Annotated in this window: 13 protein-coding genes; 5 read left to right on the forward strand and 8 right to left on the reverse strand. The window is 66.8% G+C overall.

Annotated elements, in window-relative coordinates; all coding sequences use genetic code 11:
- Window position 1: 1 nt before the first annotated feature.
- The 3 genes from lptE to Q5H94_RS03700 are packed head-to-tail and all read right to left on the reverse strand — an operon-like array spanning window position 2 to window position 3,535.
- A complete protein-coding gene (gene lptE / locus Q5H94_RS03690; RefSeq protein ID WP_304559876.1) occupies window positions 2–508 on the reverse strand; it encodes an LPS assembly lipoprotein LptE in 507 nt (168 codons plus the stop codon).
- A complete protein-coding gene (gene leuS, locus Q5H94_RS03695; RefSeq protein WP_304559877.1) occupies window positions 505–3,087 on the reverse strand; it encodes a leucine--tRNA ligase in 2,583 nt (860 codons plus the stop codon). Before leuS ends, lptE begins: the two co-directional genes overlap by 4 nt.
- A gap of 10 nt (window positions 3,088–3,097) precedes the next feature.
- Window positions 3,098–3,535 (reverse strand): DUF3576 domain-containing protein, encoded by a 438-nt coding sequence (locus tag Q5H94_RS03700; protein ID WP_304559878.1) that lies wholly within the window; start codon window positions 3,533–3,535, stop codon window positions 3,098–3,100.
- 242 nt (window positions 3,536–3,777) lie between these two features.
- On the opposite strand from Q5H94_RS03700, the gene Q5H94_RS03705 reads away from it, so the two are divergent.
- The gene (locus Q5H94_RS03705) at window positions 3,778–4,482 is read left to right on the forward strand and encodes a hypothetical protein (RefSeq protein ID WP_304560156.1); all 705 of its coding nucleotides are present in this window, start codon (window positions 3,778–3,780) and stop codon (window positions 4,480–4,482) included.
- A 12-nt stretch (window positions 4,483–4,494) separates the two neighbouring features.
- On the opposite strand, the gene Q5H94_RS03710 is transcribed toward Q5H94_RS03705, so the two are convergent.
- Window positions 4,495–5,016, reverse strand: a complete 522-nt coding sequence (locus tag Q5H94_RS03710; RefSeq protein WP_304559879.1) for a thiamine phosphate synthase — start codon at window positions 5,014–5,016, stop codon at window positions 4,495–4,497.
- A gap of 22 nt (window positions 5,017–5,038) precedes the next feature.
- Between Q5H94_RS03710 and Q5H94_RS03715 the strand changes: the two genes are divergently transcribed.
- Genes Q5H94_RS03715 through Q5H94_RS03730 form a run of 4 tightly spaced genes read left to right on the forward strand, consistent with a single transcriptional unit; the run spans window position 5,039 to window position 9,767 of the window.
- Window positions 5,039–5,716 carry a YggS family pyridoxal phosphate-dependent enzyme gene (locus Q5H94_RS03715; RefSeq protein ID WP_304559880.1) on the forward strand — a complete coding sequence of 226 codons (678 nt, stop codon included), beginning with the start codon at window positions 5,039–5,041 and terminating at the stop codon, window positions 5,714–5,716.
- On the forward strand, window positions 5,713–6,381 hold the full coding sequence (locus Q5H94_RS03720) for an HAD family hydrolase (protein WP_304559881.1): 669 nt from the start codon (window positions 5,713–5,715) through the stop codon (window positions 6,379–6,381). Before Q5H94_RS03715 ends, Q5H94_RS03720 begins: the two co-directional genes overlap by 4 nt.
- Window positions 6,382–6,428: 47 nt before the next feature.
- A complete protein-coding gene (gene gyrB / locus Q5H94_RS03725; RefSeq protein WP_304559882.1) occupies window positions 6,429–8,966 on the forward strand; it encodes a DNA topoisomerase (ATP-hydrolyzing) subunit B in 2,538 nt (845 codons plus the stop codon).
- Window positions 8,967–9,026: 60 nt separating this feature from the next.
- The gene (locus tag Q5H94_RS03730) at window positions 9,027–9,767 is read left to right on the forward strand and encodes a class I SAM-dependent methyltransferase (RefSeq protein ID WP_304559883.1); all 741 of its coding nucleotides are present in this window, start codon (window positions 9,027–9,029) and stop codon (window positions 9,765–9,767) included.
- 91 nt (window positions 9,768–9,858) lie between these two features.
- Here Q5H94_RS03730 and Q5H94_RS03735 read toward each other — a convergent pair whose 3' ends face one another.
- The 4 genes from Q5H94_RS03735 to Q5H94_RS03750 form a co-directional block, all read right to left on the reverse strand.
- A complete protein-coding gene (locus Q5H94_RS03735) occupies window positions 9,859–10,902 on the reverse strand; it encodes a sensor histidine kinase (RefSeq protein WP_304559884.1) in 1,044 nt (347 codons plus the stop codon).
- The gene (locus Q5H94_RS03740) at window positions 10,902–11,345 is read right to left on the reverse strand and encodes a response regulator (protein ID WP_304559885.1); all 444 of its coding nucleotides are present in this window, start codon (window positions 11,343–11,345) and stop codon (window positions 10,902–10,904) included. Before Q5H94_RS03740 ends, Q5H94_RS03735 begins: the two co-directional genes overlap by 1 nt.
- Window positions 11,342–12,880, reverse strand: a complete 1,539-nt coding sequence (locus Q5H94_RS03745) for a sensor histidine kinase (protein ID WP_304559886.1) — start codon at window positions 12,878–12,880, stop codon at window positions 11,342–11,344. Before Q5H94_RS03745 ends, Q5H94_RS03740 begins: the two co-directional genes overlap by 4 nt.
- A gap of 66 nt (window positions 12,881–12,946) precedes the next feature.
- Entirely contained in the window at window positions 12,947–13,708 is a 762-nt protein-coding gene (locus Q5H94_RS03750) for a 3'-5' exonuclease (RefSeq protein WP_304559887.1), read from the reverse strand.
- Window positions 13,709–13,832 lie beyond the last annotated feature (124 nt).

The raw sequence follows: 13,832 nt of genomic DNA on the forward strand, positions 1-13,832 counted from the left end.
CTCATTTCGCGTCGGGCGCGGTCCGCTCCGAATAGAGCGCGATGCGCGACACGATCTGTTCGGCGACGATGTCGGACAGGCGTTCGAGCGCGCTGTTCTCCGCCGCGATCGTCGCATATTCGGAGCCGACCACGTCGATGCCGGCGTCCGACCCCGCCGCCGCGTCGAGCAGCACGGTGCCCTTCGACAGATCGATGAGCTGGTAGCGCGCGCGCAGCGTCCGGCGCTCGCGCGATACGCTGTCGTCGGCGCGCACGCCGAGGCCGATGATCTTGTCGTCGAGCTTCACTTCGAGCCGGTATTGCGCCGTCCCGCTCGAATGAAGGCGATCGCGCAGGGCATTGGCCATCAGCCAGCCCGACTTGCCCTCGATCGGCGCGACATCGACCTGCGTGAGCATGGAGCCCACAGCGCCGCTGCTGCCGCCCGAATAGAGCGGATGCAGCCCACAGCCGGAGGTCAACGCCACTGGGGCGCAGGCGAGCAGGAGGACGGCGAGCCGCTTCATGCGACAATATTCACGAGACGGTCAGGCACGACGATCACCTTTCGCGGGGCGGCACCGTCCAGAATGCGCTGCACGTTGGCGTTGGCAAGCGCGATCGTCTCTAGCGCCTCGCGCGCGGTGCCCTTGGCGACGGTCTGCGTGTCGCGCAGCTTGCCGTTGACCTGGATCGCGATCGTCACCTCGTCGTCGACGAGCAGCGCCGGATCGACCTCGGGCCAGGCGGCGTCGGCGATCAGGCCTGCGTTGCCGGCGATGGCCCAAGCCTCTTCGGCGAGATGCGGCGCCATCGGCGCGACCAGCAGCATCAGCGTGCGGATCGCGGCGTTGCGCGAGGCGGACGGCGCGGCGCGTTCGAGCGCATTGACCAGTTCGTAGAGCTTGGCGACGGCCTTGTTGAAGGCCAGCCCCTCGATATCGGCGGCGATGCCGGCGATCGTCTGATGGAGCTTGCGGTCCAGCGCCTTGTCGCCGCCCTCCGCACCGGCGGTTTCGGTGAGCCCGTCGAACAACCGCCACACGCGCTGCACGAAGCGCCACGATCCTTCGATGCCGCTCTCGCTCCATTCCAGATCGCGCTCGGGCGGCGAATCGGAAAGGACGAACCACCGCACGGCATCCGCGCCGTATTGGTCGACAATATGGGTGGGATCGACGGTATTCTTCTTCGACTTCGACATCTTCTCGATGCGGCCGACTTTAACCTCGTCATCAGTGCCGATCAGGAAGGCCTTGCCATCTCGCCTTTCAATCTCAGTCGGGGAGAACCAAGTTTGAATAGAAGACGATTCCGTCACGATTGTCTCGGGATCGGCCGTGCTAGGACGCTCAGTCCGAATGACCTTAGCTCGGTAGTAGGTCTCGTGCGTCACCATGCCCTGCGTGAACAGGCCGGCGAACGGTTCGGCGATGTCGAGCATGCCGATATGTTTCAGCGCGCGCGTCCAGAAGCGGGCGTAGAGCAGGTGGAGGATCGCATGCTCCACGCCGCCGATATATTGCGCGACCGGCAGCCACTTTTCCGCCACCGCGCGGTCGAACGCTTTGTCGCTGGGCTGGCTGGCGAAGCGGATGAAATACCAGGACGAATCGACGAACGTGTCGAGCGTGTCGGTCTCGCGCCGTGCGTTGCCGGCGCAGGTCGGGCAGGGAACGTGCTTCCACGTCGGATGCCGGTCGAGCGGGTTGCCGGGCACGTCGAAGCTGACGTCCTCGGGCAATACCACGGGGAGCTGGTCGGCCGGCACCGGCACCGCGCCGCACGCGTCGCAGTGGATGATCGGGATCGGCGTGCCCCAGTAACGCTGACGGCTGACGCCCCAGTCGCGCAGGCGGAACACCGTCGATCCCTTGCCCCAGCCGCCGTCCTCGGCGCGCTGGATGACGGCGCGCTTGGCGTCCTCGATGTCCATGCCATCGAGGAAGTGCGAATTGCAGATCGTGCCGGGCCCCGAATAGGCTTCCCCGGCCGTGAAATCCGGGTCGGTATCGTCGCCTTCGGAGACGACGCGGCGGATCGGCAGCCTGTATTTGCTCGCGAATTCGAAATCGCGCTGGTCGTGCGCGGGCACGCCGAACACCGCGCCGGTGCCATATTCCATCAGCACGAAATTGGCGATGTAGACCGGGATTTGCCACGCTGGATCAAAGGGATGCGTCGCAGTGATGCCGGTGTCGAAGCCGAGCTTCTCCTGCGTTTCCAGCTCGGCCGCGGTCGTGCCGCCCTGCTTGCAGAGCGCGATGAAATCGGCGACCGCCGGATCGCTTTCGGCCAACTTCGCGGCGATCGGGTGATCCGCCGCCACCGCGACGAAGCTCGCGCCGAAGATCGTGTCGGGCCGCGTCGTGAACACCTCCACGTTCCCGCCGTCGCTCAGCGACCAGCCGAACTGCAGCCCCTGGCTCTTGCCGATCCAGTTCTCCTGCATCAGCTTGACCTTGTCGGGCCAATGTTCGAGCGCATCGAGCCCGCTGAGCAGTTCGTCGGCGAAGTCGGTGATCTTCAGGAACCACTGGCTCAGCTTGCGCCGCTCGACCAGCGCGCCCGATCGCCAGCCGCGCCCGTCGATCACCTGCTCGTTGGCGAGCACGGTCATGTCGACCGGATCCCAGTTGACCGAGGATTCCTTGCGATAGACCAGGCCGTGCCGGAACAGCTCCAGAAACAGCGCCTGCTCGTGGCCGTAGTAATCGGGCTCGCACGTCGCCAGCTCGCGCGTCCAGTCGAGCGCGAAGCCGAGCCGCTTGAGCTGTGCCTTCATCGTCGCGATGTTGTCGCGCGTCCAGCCGCCGGGATGGACGCCTTTCTCCATCGCGGCATTTTCGGCGGGCATGCCGAAGGCGTCCCAGCCCATCGGATGCAGCACCTCGTGCCCCGTCATCCGCCGATAGCGCGCGAGCACGTCGCCCATCGTATAATTGCGCACGTGCCCCATGTGAATCCGCCCCGAAGGATACGGAAACATTTCAAGCACATAGGTGCGCGGTTTGTCGGAATCGTCGCGCGCGGCGAAGGTGCGGCGCTCGTCCCACACCTGCTGCCATGCCGCGTCCGACTTCAGGGCGTTGAAACGCGACGCCATTTAAGAAACCTTAGTTGGTGATCGCGGCGCGGCGCAGATCGCGGGCTTGCGTCAGGATGATATCTTCCAGCTTCTGCACGGTCGCGGCCTGAACAGGGGCCGCCACCCACTGGCCGTTCTGGTTGACCTCGCGCAGCGCGGCCACGCGCAGGCCGTCGGCGCGCAGGTCCTGGTCGAGGATCGTCACCGTCACCTTCATCCGCTCGGTCGGCGCGGCCGGGTTCACGTACCAGTCGGTAACGATCACGCCGCCGTTCGAATCGGTCTGCAGCAGCGGCATGAAGCTCAACGTCTGCAGCGCCGCGCGCCACAGATAGGAGTTCACGCCGATCGTCGTCACCTTCGACGGCGCAAGCGCGGCATCCTTGGGCCGGCCGCCCTTGTGGCCGCACGCGGCGGTCGCCATCAGCAAAGAGACCACGATCGCGGTGCGGAAGCGGCGGGACATGGGCAATTTCCTGGACGATTTCATGGGAACGACTTCCGCTTCTATAGAATGTCTCAAGCCCGCCGCAAGCCGCGGTACAATAGGCCTGAGCCGAGGCGCTGTGTCCCGAACACCACATGGCCGATAAAATGAGTCAAGATAGTGGCACGGCCGGATCGAATCGTGATACTCGGCCTTTCAAAGCATAAGAGCGCGACATATCTGCGCGTTAGAGTCGGGATACGGGGACGATTGTGATTGCGATGCGGTGGCTTGGCGGAATTGGTTTGGGGGCGCTCGTCGCCGCCGGCCTCGCCGTGGCTCCCGCGATCGGCGCTGCCGACGATTCGGTGAAGCACGTCGTGCGTCAGCCGATCTCGATGCTGCGCGGCCCCGGATCGTTCACCCCCGCGTCCGCCGATCCGCGCCTCGCCGCGATCTTCGCGCGCGGCGGCTTCGATCCGTCCAGCTTCCGCTTCACCCCGTCGGAACCGCGCCGCGGCAGCCGCGCCGTGTCGGTCGCCGTTCAGGCGCGCACCGTGCGCAACACCGTGATGGCGGATCGCTCGGTCACGCCGTCGACCGTCGCGCTCGCGCCGATCTCGTACAATCTCGGCGTGGCCGTCGGCTGGCGCCGCTTCGCTTTGTCGGGCGACGTCAGCAAGGTCGATCTCGCCGGCATGCCGGGCAGCCGCGAAGCCGCCGATGTCGCCGTCAGCTACGCCGGCAAGCGCTTCACCGGCCAGGTCAGGGCCGGTGCCGACCGCCCCGTCGCGGGCGGACCGCGCCTGATCGAGGAGGCACCTGCCTATTCGGTCGATGTCGGCGGATCGTACCGCCTGACGCGCAACCTCGATCTCTCCGCGGGCGTGCGCTACAAGGCCGAGCGTAGCGATCGTCTCGCCGAACTCGACGCCAGCCGCCGCGACAGCCAGGCGGTGTACGTGGGCACCGCGTTTCGTTTTTGAGTTGGGCCGCTTTTAACGCAGCCAGGCGTCGATCGCCGCCCAGCCGTCGAAACCCAGGCCCCGCAAACGCCTGAACCTGCGCGCATCCATGCCGCCCAGCGCAATCCGTGCCATGCCCAGCCCCCGCCCGATCGCCGCCGCCCGGAGCGGACCCAGTGCCCGCGCCCCCGCATGCGATCGCGTGGCGAACACCGGCGAAACGAAGATCATTTGAGCCCCCGCCCGTTTCGCATTCATTGCCTCCCGCGAATCGTGCGCGGGGGCTGTGCGCAAACCCCGCCCGCGCGTCCCGTGAACGCCGTCCTCCTGCCGGCCCAGCCGCGCGTCGCCCGCGCGTACCAAGACGAGCCCGCGCCGCCGCGCGATCCGTGCCAGCCGCGCGAACATCGCCCGCCGCGTCGCAAGGTCGGTGGCGTAGTGGCGAAAGACGACGCCCGATCCGCGTGGCAGCCGCCTCACCGCATCCCACAGCCCATCGCCCATCCGCTCGTCGGTCATCAGCCAGCGGGTCGGGATGGGGTGGCGGGCGCGCATCCCTGACCGTATAGCGCCCGCGATGCCTTCCGACGATCCTGCTCAATCGCTCGCCGCCGTGCGCGACGCCATCACCCGCGCGGCCAAGCTCGCCGGGCGCAAGGACACCGCGACGTTGATCGCGATCTCCAAGACCAAGTCCGCAGACGAAATCGCGCCGCTGCTCGATATCGGCCAGCGCGTGTTCGGCGAGAACCGGGTGCAGGAGGCCGAGGCGAAATGGCCCGCCCTGCGCGCGCGCTATCCCGACATCCAACTCCACCTCGTCGGCCAGCTTCAATCGAGGAAGGCCGAGGATGCGGTCGCGCTGTTCGACGCGATCCATTCGGTCGATCGCCCGTCGCTGGTCGCCGCGCTCGCCAAGGCGATGGAAAAGCTCGGCAAACGCCCCGCCTGCTTCCTCCAGGTCAATATCGGCGACGAGCCGCAGAAGGGCGGCTGCGCGGTCGCCGATCTGCCCGCTTTGCTCGCCGAAGCGCAGGGTGCGGGGCTTCCCGTCGCCGGACTGATGGCGGTGCCCCCCGCCGATGTCGAGGCCGCACCCTATTTCGCGCTGCTCGCCAAACTGGCGCGCGACCACGGCGTCGCAGGGCTGAGCATGGGCATGTCCGCCGACTATGAAACCGCCGTCACGCTCGGTGCGACGCATGTCCGCGTCGGCAGCGCCCTGTTCGGACCAAGGCTCGGGGCGCGGGCATGAAATTCGAAGGGATCATCTTCGACTTCGACGGCGTGCTGATCGAGAGCGAGGCGCTCGGCAACGCGCATCTCGCCTCCTACCTCACCGGCATCGGCCATCCGATCTCACAGGAGGAGGCGGTGACGCGCTTCACCGGCCTCGCCGGCGCGGACTTCATCGGTGCGGTCGAGCGCTGGATCGGCAAGGCGCTCGGCGAGGACTTCTATGCCTCGCGAAAAATCGAGGACGAGCGCGTGATGCGCGACGGCATCGATGAAGTCACCGGCGCGATCGCCTTCATCCGCGCGCTGCCGCCCGAATTGCCCCGCGCCATCGCCTCGTCGAGCTCGACCGCGTGGATCGCGCGCCACCTCGATCATATCGGTCTGCGCGATGCGTTCGGCGAGCATCTCTATTCTGGCAAGGAGCATGTCGCACGCGGTTGCGGCAAGCCCGCGCCCGATCTCTACCTCCACGCCGCCGCCGCGATCGGTGTCGATATCACGCGCGCCGCCATCCTCGAGGATTCCATCGTCGGCGCGACCGGTGCCGTGGCGTCAGGTGCTTATGTCATCGGCTTCTGTGGCGGCAGCCACTGCGCGACCGGCCATGCCGACCGTCTCCGCGCGCTCGGCGTCCACGCCATCGCGCAGGATTTCGACGAGGTCGCCGCACTTCTGGCGTAACGCCCATTTCGCTTCCGTTTAGGGCCGCGAATCCCTATATCCTCGCTATGACGACCCCCAACGATACGCCCGATCAGACGCCCGATAAGTCCTTGGGCCAGAACCAGCCGAATACCAACGATTACGGCGCCGACTCGATCAAGGTGCTGAAGGGCCTCGACGCGGTCCGCAAACGCCCCGGCATGTACATCGGCGACACCGACGACGGCTCGGGCCTGCATCACATGGTGTTCGAGGTTTCGGACAACGCCATCGACGAGGCGCTCGCCGGGCATTGCGACCGGATCGACATCACGCTCAACGCCGATGGCTCGGTTTCGGTGACAGACAACGGCCGCGGCATCCCGACCGGCATCCATTCCGAAGAGGGCGTGTCGGCGGCCGAGGTCATCATGACCCAGCTCCACGCCGGCGGTAAGTTCGAGAACACGTCGGACGACAATGCCTACAAGGTTTCCGGCGGCCTTCACGGCGTCGGCGTGTCGGTGGTCAACGCGCTCAGCGAGTGGCTCGACCTGACGATCTGGCGCGACGACCAGGAACATTACATGCGCTTCGCCTTTGGCGATGCGGTCGCACCACTCAAGGTCGTCGGGCCGGCGCAGGGCAAGAAGGGCACGCGCGTCACCTTCTTCCCGTCGCCCGCCACCTTCAAGATCACCGAGTTCGATTTCGACAAGCTCGAACATCGCTACCGCGAGCTCGCCTTCCTCAACTCGGGTGTGCGGTTGTTCCTCAACGATGCGCGGCATGAGGAATTGAAGACCGTCGAGCTCTATTACGAGGGCGGCATCGCCGCGTTCGTGAAATATCTCGATCGTACCAAGGCACCGCTGATGCCCGATCCGGTCGCGATCGCCGGCACGCGCGACGACGTGACGATCGACGTCGCGCTGGAGTGGAACGACTCCTATTACGAAAACGTCCTCTGCTTCACCAACAACATCCCGCAGCGCGACGGCGGTACGCACCTCGCGGCGTTCCGCGCCGCGCTGACGCGCACGCTCAACAATTATGCCGACAAGTCGGGCCTCCTCAAGAAGGAGAAGGTCACGCTGACCGGCGACGACATGCGCGAGGGGCTGACCGCGATCGTCTCGGTCAAGCTGCCAGACCCGAAGTTCAGCAGCCAGACCAAGGACAAGCTCGTCTCGTCCGAAGTGCGCCAGCCACTCGAATCGCTGATGGCCGACAAGCTCGCCGAGTGGCTCGAGGAGAACCCCGCGCACGGCAAGGCGATCGTCGCCAAGATCATCGACGCCGCCGCCGCCCGCGAGGCCGCCAAGAAGGCGCGCGAGCTGACGCGGCGCAAGGGCGTGATGGACATCGCCTCGCTCCCCGGCAAGCTCGCCGACTGCCAGGAGCGCGATCCCGCCAAGTCCGAACTCTTCCTGGTCGAGGGCGATTCCGCCGGCGGCTCCGCCAAGCAGGGCCGCGATCGCCATTTCCAGGCGATCCTCCCGCTGCGCGGCAAGATCCTCAACGTCGAGCGCGCGCGTTTCGACCGGATGCTGTCGAGCCGCGAGATCGGCACGCTTATCCAGGCGATGGGCACCGGCATCGGCCGCGACGACTTCAACGTCGAGAAGCTGCGCTACCACAAGGTCGTCATCATGACCGACGCAGACGTGGACGGCGCGCATATCCGCACATTGCTGCTGACCTTCTTCTACCGCCAGATGCCCGAGATCATCGAGAAGGGGCATCTCTTCATCGCCCAGCCGCCGCTCTACAAGGCGACGCGCGGGCGCAGCGAAGTGTATCTCAAGGACGACAATGCGCTCGACGATTATCTGATCGAGAACGGCGTCGCGGCGAGCGTGCTGGAGGGCGCGGGCGGCGCACGCACCGGCGCCGATCTGCGCAGCCTCGTCGATCATGCGCGGCGGATGCGCACACTGATGAAATACGTGCCGCGCCGTTATGATCCGATGATGGTCGAGGCGCTGGCGATGGGCGGCGCGCTCGATCCGGCACTCGACGCGGGCGGCCTGCAGGCGATCGTCGCGACGGTCGTGCGCGGGCTCGATGCGTCGGACCCGGAGGCACGCTGGTCCGCGGACGTCACGGGCGAGGGCAGCATCCACTTCAAGCGCGTCTGGCGCGGCGTCACCGATCATCACATCATCGAGGCCGCGTTCCTCGCCTCGGCCGAGGCGCGCAAGCTCCATGCGCTCGCGGTCGAGCAGGGCGAGAGCTTCGCGCAGACCGCGCGGCTCGTCTCGTCCAAGTCGGCGGCGGCGCAGGCCGAGGCCGATGCGGCGACCGAAACCGAGGAAGAGGCCCCCGTCACGATCGGCAAGGGCGAGACGATGGTCGCGCGCCCCAGCCAGTTGATGGACGCGATCCTGCTGGCGGGCCGCAAGGGCCTCGCGATCTCGCGCTACAAGGGCCTCGGCGAGATGAACGCGGAGCAACTCTGGGAGACCACGCTCGATCCGCAGAACCGCTCGCTGCTGCGCGTCGAGATCGACCAGGCCGACGTCGCCGACGAGATCTTCACGCGCCTGATGGGCGACGTGGTCGAGCCGCGCCGCGACTTCATTCAGGAAAATGCGCTCAGCGTCGCCAATCTCGACGTGTGACGTCATGATATCGTCGCGCCGCGAAAGTAGCGTGACGCAACTTTAACGGGAGACGGATCGATGCGCTTTGGTGTGACTCTGGCGGCGATCGCCGCGCTTTCGGCTCCCGTTGCGTCGCCCGCGAAGGACAGCGCTTCGCCCGTGATCGCCAAGGCGCTGGCCGATCCCGCGCGCGCCGATGCGCAGGCCGACGATGCGCGGCGGCAGGCTGCCGCGCTCGTCGCCTTCTCGGGCCTCAAGCCCGGCCAGAGCGTCGTCGATTTCTTTCCGGGCGGCGGATACTGGACACGGATCTTCACCGGCGTCGTCGGGCCCAAGGGTCATGTCTACGCGATCTTCCCGGCGGCGGCGGCGCAATATGCCACCAAGTCGCTGCCCGCGCTGCAGGCGCGCGGTCTCGCCAACGTGGCCGCCTCGGTCGATCCCGCGATCATCACCGTGCCGGCGCCCGTCGATCTCGTCTGGACGGTCGAGAATTACCACGACATCCCCAACAAGGGTGCCGGCGAGGCGGCGATCACGGCTGTCAACGCGGCGGCTTTCGCAGCACTCAAGCCCGGCGGCCTCTACGTCGTGGTCGATCACGCCGCCCCGGCGGGCAGCGGCCTCGCCGACACCGAGACGACACACCGCATCGATCCCGCCATCGTCAAGAAGCAGGTGCTCGCCGCCGGTTTCCAGTGGGTCGGCGAGTCGAAAGCGCTCGCCAATCCGGCCGACGATCACACGCTGAAGGTGTTCGACCCGGCGATCCGCGGCCACACCGATCAGTTCATCTACAAGTTCCGCAAGCCGAAGTGACGGCCGTCACCCCAGCGAAAGCTGGGGTCTCGCCGTAACGAAGCGCGCCCTCGCGGCACGAGATCCCAGCTTTCGCCGGGATGACGACGTGTCAGCTCAGCGCCGCCCGCAAGGTCGCGCGGACGCCGGTGCCCGACACGTCGTATTCCACCACGCTGCGCAGGCTCTGCGCCATCGCGCGGACGAGCTTGGTGCCCACGCCCGTGCCGCGCGCGGGCGCGGCCGGGTCCATGCCGATGCCGTCATCCTCGACCGCAAGGCGGAAATGCCCCTCGCCGTCCTGCGACAGCGCGATCCGCACTTCGCCGGGCGCCAGCGGATAAGCATATTTGCAAGCGTTGCTGACCAGTTCCGTCACGATCACGCCGAGCGACACGGCGCGATCGGTTGCCAGCCGGATCGGGTCCGCCGCCAGCGAGAGCGTGCGCGGCTCGGCCTCGCTCGACCAGGTTTCGCCCAGTTCCTCGACCAGCGCGCCGAGATATTCGCGCATGTCGACCTGCTCGACGTCGTTGCTGGTGTAGAGCCGCCGGTGGACCTGCGCGATCGCCGCGATCCGGCGCTGCGTATCCTCCAGCGCGTCGCGCGCCGTCCCGTCGCTCAGCGCGTTCGATTGCAGTCGCACCATCGCCGACACGATCTGCAGGCTGTTGGCAACGCGGTGATTGACCTCGCTCAGCAACGCCTCCAGCCGCGCGTTGGTCGTGCGCAGCTCCTGTTCGGCGGCCAGCTTGCCGCGCTCCAGCGCCGCACGCTTCAGTACCTGGCCGAAAGCGGTGCCGAGCAGATCGAAGAAGTCGGCACCGACCGACTTGACGACATAGTCCGCTGCGCCGGCCTTCAGCGCGGCGACTGCGATGCGGCCCTCTTCCGACCCCGTCACATAGACGATCGGCGGCTGGTTGGGCAGCGTGCGCAACTGAGCGAGCGTCTCCAGCCCGTCCATGCCGGGCATGTAGTGATCGACCGCGATCAGATCGAAAGCCTGGTCGCGCGCCAGTGCCACGCCCTCGGCGCCGCCCTCCGCCACCGTCACGACATACCCTTGCCGCGCGAGCGAACGCGACGCCAGCCGCCGGAGGCCGGCATCGTCGTCGATGTACAGGACGTTGGCGGGGCGCGTTTCTCCGGGCATCAGTCGGATTCGATATCCGGCACCTGGATCACCGACAGGAACAGCCCGAGCTGGCGGATCGCCTGCGCGAAGCTCTCGTAGTTGACCGGCTTGGTGATGTAGACGTTGCAGCCGAGATCGTAGCAGCGCTGGATCTCGACCTTGTCGTCGGTGGTCGTCAGCACGACGACCGGCGTGCGCTTCAGCGCGCCCTCGGCCTTGATCTTGGCGAGGATGTCGGTGCCGCTCATGTCGGGCAGGTTGAGATCGAGCAGCACCAGCGCGGGGCCGTTCAGCGCGGGCCCGTCCTTGTGGTTGAACAGATAGTCGAGCGCGGTCGTGCCGTCGGTGAAGTGCATGATATCGTTGAGAATGCCCGCGCGGCGGATATTCTTTTCGATGAGGCGCGCATGGCCCTCGTCGTCCTCGATCATGACGATGCTGACGGAGCGATGGTCGTTCATGGCTTTTCGTTCTCTTTGTTGGCCGGCTGGCCGGATTGCGGATCGACGTAGGTAAGGGGCAGGGTGATACGAAAGGTGGAGCCCGTGCCGAGTTCGGATTCCACATCGATAGTCCCGCCGAGGCGATAGGCCAAGGCGCGGACATGCGCGAGCCCGATGCCTTCGCCCGGCTGGTCCTGCTGGCCAGAGCGGCGGAACAGGTCGAAGATGCGGGTATGGTCGCTCGGCGCGATGCCGCGCCCATTGTCCTCTATGTCGAAGATGGCGCGCGATCCCTCGACATGGCCGCGCAGCACGATGCGGCCGGGCCGGTCCGGGCTCAGATATTTGATCGCATTCTCGATGACGTTCGACAGGATCTGCTCCACTGCCAGCCGGTCGTTGACGATGGCGGGCACCGGATCCTCGACGATCATCTCGGCACCGCGTTCGTCGAGCAGATGCTGCACCGACGCCCGGATCGTCCGCCCCATCGCGGCGATATCGAGCCGGTCGGGCATGATCGTGCGGCGGCCCTCGCGCGACAGCTTGAGGATGGCGTTGATCAGCCGGTCCATCTTCTGCGTCGAGGTGCGGATGAAGCCGATCGCCTCGGGCAGATCCTCGCGCGCGGCGAGCCGGTCGTCCTCGGTGGCGACGCCCGGTGCCGCCGCATCGACCCGGTCGATCAGGTCGCGGATCGTCGCGGTCGCCGATTCGAGCTCGGCGGTGAAGCCCATGACGTTGACCAGCGGCGAGCGCAGATCGTGGCTGACGATATAGGCGAAGCGCTGCACCTCCTCGTTGGCGCGGGTCAGCTCGGCGGTGCGCTCGGCGACCTGCTCCTCCAGCGAGTCGGCGAAGTCGCGCAAGCGCTCCTGCGATGCATTGAGGTCGCGGGTATATTGCAGCACCGTCGCAAGGCTGAAGGTCGCGACGACCAGCAACAGCAGCGCAGCCACAGACAGCGTCACATAGAACGCATTGATCCCGGCGCGCTGCTCGCCGTTGCGGATCGTCAGCAGGCGGGATTCCTCCGCGCTCATCCGCGACAGGATCTCGCGGATGCGAAACATGCGGCGGGCATTCTTTTCCGCCGTGAAGGTGGCGATCGCGGCGTCGCGGCGGCCCGCGTCGGTGTCGGCGATGGTTCGCTCGCGCTGCTCGATCAGGTCGCTTACCAACATGCGCAGGTTGCCGATGTTGCGGACCTGATTGGGATTGTCGGCGGTAAGGTCGTTGATCCGGTCGATCTCGCGGGGCGTGACGCGCGCGGCGATGACGTAATTGTCGCGGTACGCCTTGTCGCCGGTCAGCAAATAGCCCCGTCGCGCCGTTTCGCCCTGTTCCACCAAAGTGCGCGCACGATCGATCGCCAGCTTCACGACATAGGTGTGGTTGACCATCTCGGTATGGCGTTCGGTGCGCACCACCGTCAGCACCGCCGCGACGCCCGCCGCCAGCAACGCGAGGAAGCCGACGACCATGCAGACGATCAGAAAGCGTCCGATCGCGTGCCGCGTACCGCCGAAGCGTCTCAGGACAGTCTCGAACATTACCCACTCCCGTAATGTTACGGAGCCGAAAACGCCAGCCGACAACGCTTTACCTGAATCAATTCGTCAGAGCAGCGACCCTTGCCGCGTCTCGCGCCCGACCGGGCCACCGCCGCGCCGCCGCGCGAGCTCGGTTTCGGCGGTGTAGCGGATATCGATGTCGCGGTCGCCCAGGAAGCCGATCAGCACCTCTTCCTCGATCTCGCGCCAGTCCTTGCCGCGATCGGGGCCGTAACGGACGCGCGGAATCAGGCCCGGCACGCGAGACCAGTCGAGCAATTGCTCGAATCCCACGTCGTTCAGCATGTCGCGCAACGTGAAGGCGGTGACGTAGGCGTCGGGGAAGGCGCGGTGCGCGGGCAGGCCGCGCTCATGCTCGATGCCCTCGGGCTTGCGCCAGTAGCGCAACACCTGGTTGGAAAAGCTCGGCGCGTCGGGCCACAGCCGCATCGCGCATTTCCAGGTGCAGATCCATTCGGCGCTGCGGGTCAGGGCGGGGGTGCAGAACACCTGCTCGAAATCAGCGCGGTGCGCGGCGAGCGCGATGCGGCGCGGATAGGGATCGAGCGCGGCGCGCGCGACATCGTGCCACAAAGGCGCGTCGGCGACCTGCTCGTCGAGGATATGGTGGATAGCCTGCGTGATCGGCGGCATCGCCCGGCCGGGATTGACCAGCCGCGCGCCGCCCTCGCCGTGGAGTTCCCAGCGCCCGTCCGCCCCCAGCGCCACGTCCTGCCAGCCGATCTCGCACACGCCGTGCGCGGGCGGGGCGGGGCCGGTGGTCTCGAGATCGACGACGCGGATGATCTTGGGCGGGGGCGGGGGCATTGTGCCGCCTAGGTGGCGGTTATCGCCGCGAATTGCGAGTCCCGCTGTCCTACAGGCTCGATGTCAGGTATCTTCGTGACGCTCTTTGACATCGCCGCGACACCATCTGGATCATGACAGTTTC

The sequence above is a fragment of the Sphingomonas immobilis genome (assembly GCF_030580995.1).
In the GTDB taxonomy this organism is placed as follows: domain Bacteria; phylum Pseudomonadota; class Alphaproteobacteria; order Sphingomonadales; family Sphingomonadaceae; genus Sphingomonas; species Sphingomonas immobilis.

Excerpts from the sequence above, each read along its gene's own strand:
- lptE (WP_304559876.1), bottom strand. The coding sequence starts at position 508 with ATGAAGCGGCTCGCCGTCCTCCTGCTCGCCTGCGCCCCAGTGGCGTTG.
- leuS (WP_304559877.1), bottom strand. The coding sequence starts at position 3,087 with ATGGCGTCGCGTTTCAACGCCCTGAAGTCGGACGCGGCATGGCAGCAG.
- Q5H94_RS03700 (WP_304559878.1), bottom strand. The coding sequence starts at position 3,535 with ATGTCCCGCCGCTTCCGCACCGCGATCGTGGTCTCTTTGCTGATGGCG.
- Q5H94_RS03705 (WP_304560156.1), top strand. The coding sequence starts at position 3,778 with ATGCGGTGGCTTGGCGGAATTGGTTTGGGGGCGCTCGTCGCCGCCGGC.
- Q5H94_RS03710 (WP_304559879.1), bottom strand. The coding sequence starts at position 5,016 with ATGCGCGCCCGCCACCCCATCCCGACCCGCTGGCTGATGACCGACGAG.
- Q5H94_RS03715 (WP_304559880.1), top strand. The coding sequence starts at position 5,039 with ATGCCTTCCGACGATCCTGCTCAATCGCTCGCCGCCGTGCGCGACGCC.
- Q5H94_RS03720 (WP_304559881.1), top strand. The coding sequence starts at position 5,713 with ATGAAATTCGAAGGGATCATCTTCGACTTCGACGGCGTGCTGATCGAG.
- gyrB (WP_304559882.1), top strand. The coding sequence starts at position 6,429 with ATGACGACCCCCAACGATACGCCCGATCAGACGCCCGATAAGTCCTTG.
- Q5H94_RS03730 (WP_304559883.1), top strand. The coding sequence starts at position 9,027 with ATGCGCTTTGGTGTGACTCTGGCGGCGATCGCCGCGCTTTCGGCTCCC.
- Q5H94_RS03735 (WP_304559884.1), bottom strand. The coding sequence starts at position 10,902 with ATGCCCGGAGAAACGCGCCCCGCCAACGTCCTGTACATCGACGACGAT.
- Q5H94_RS03740 (WP_304559885.1), bottom strand. The coding sequence starts at position 11,345 with ATGAACGACCATCGCTCCGTCAGCATCGTCATGATCGAGGACGACGAG.
- Q5H94_RS03745 (WP_304559886.1), bottom strand. The coding sequence starts at position 12,880 with ATGTTCGAGACTGTCCTGAGACGCTTCGGCGGTACGCGGCACGCGATC.
- Q5H94_RS03750 (WP_304559887.1), bottom strand. The coding sequence starts at position 13,708 with ATGCCCCCGCCCCCGCCCAAGATCATCCGCGTCGTCGATCTCGAGACC.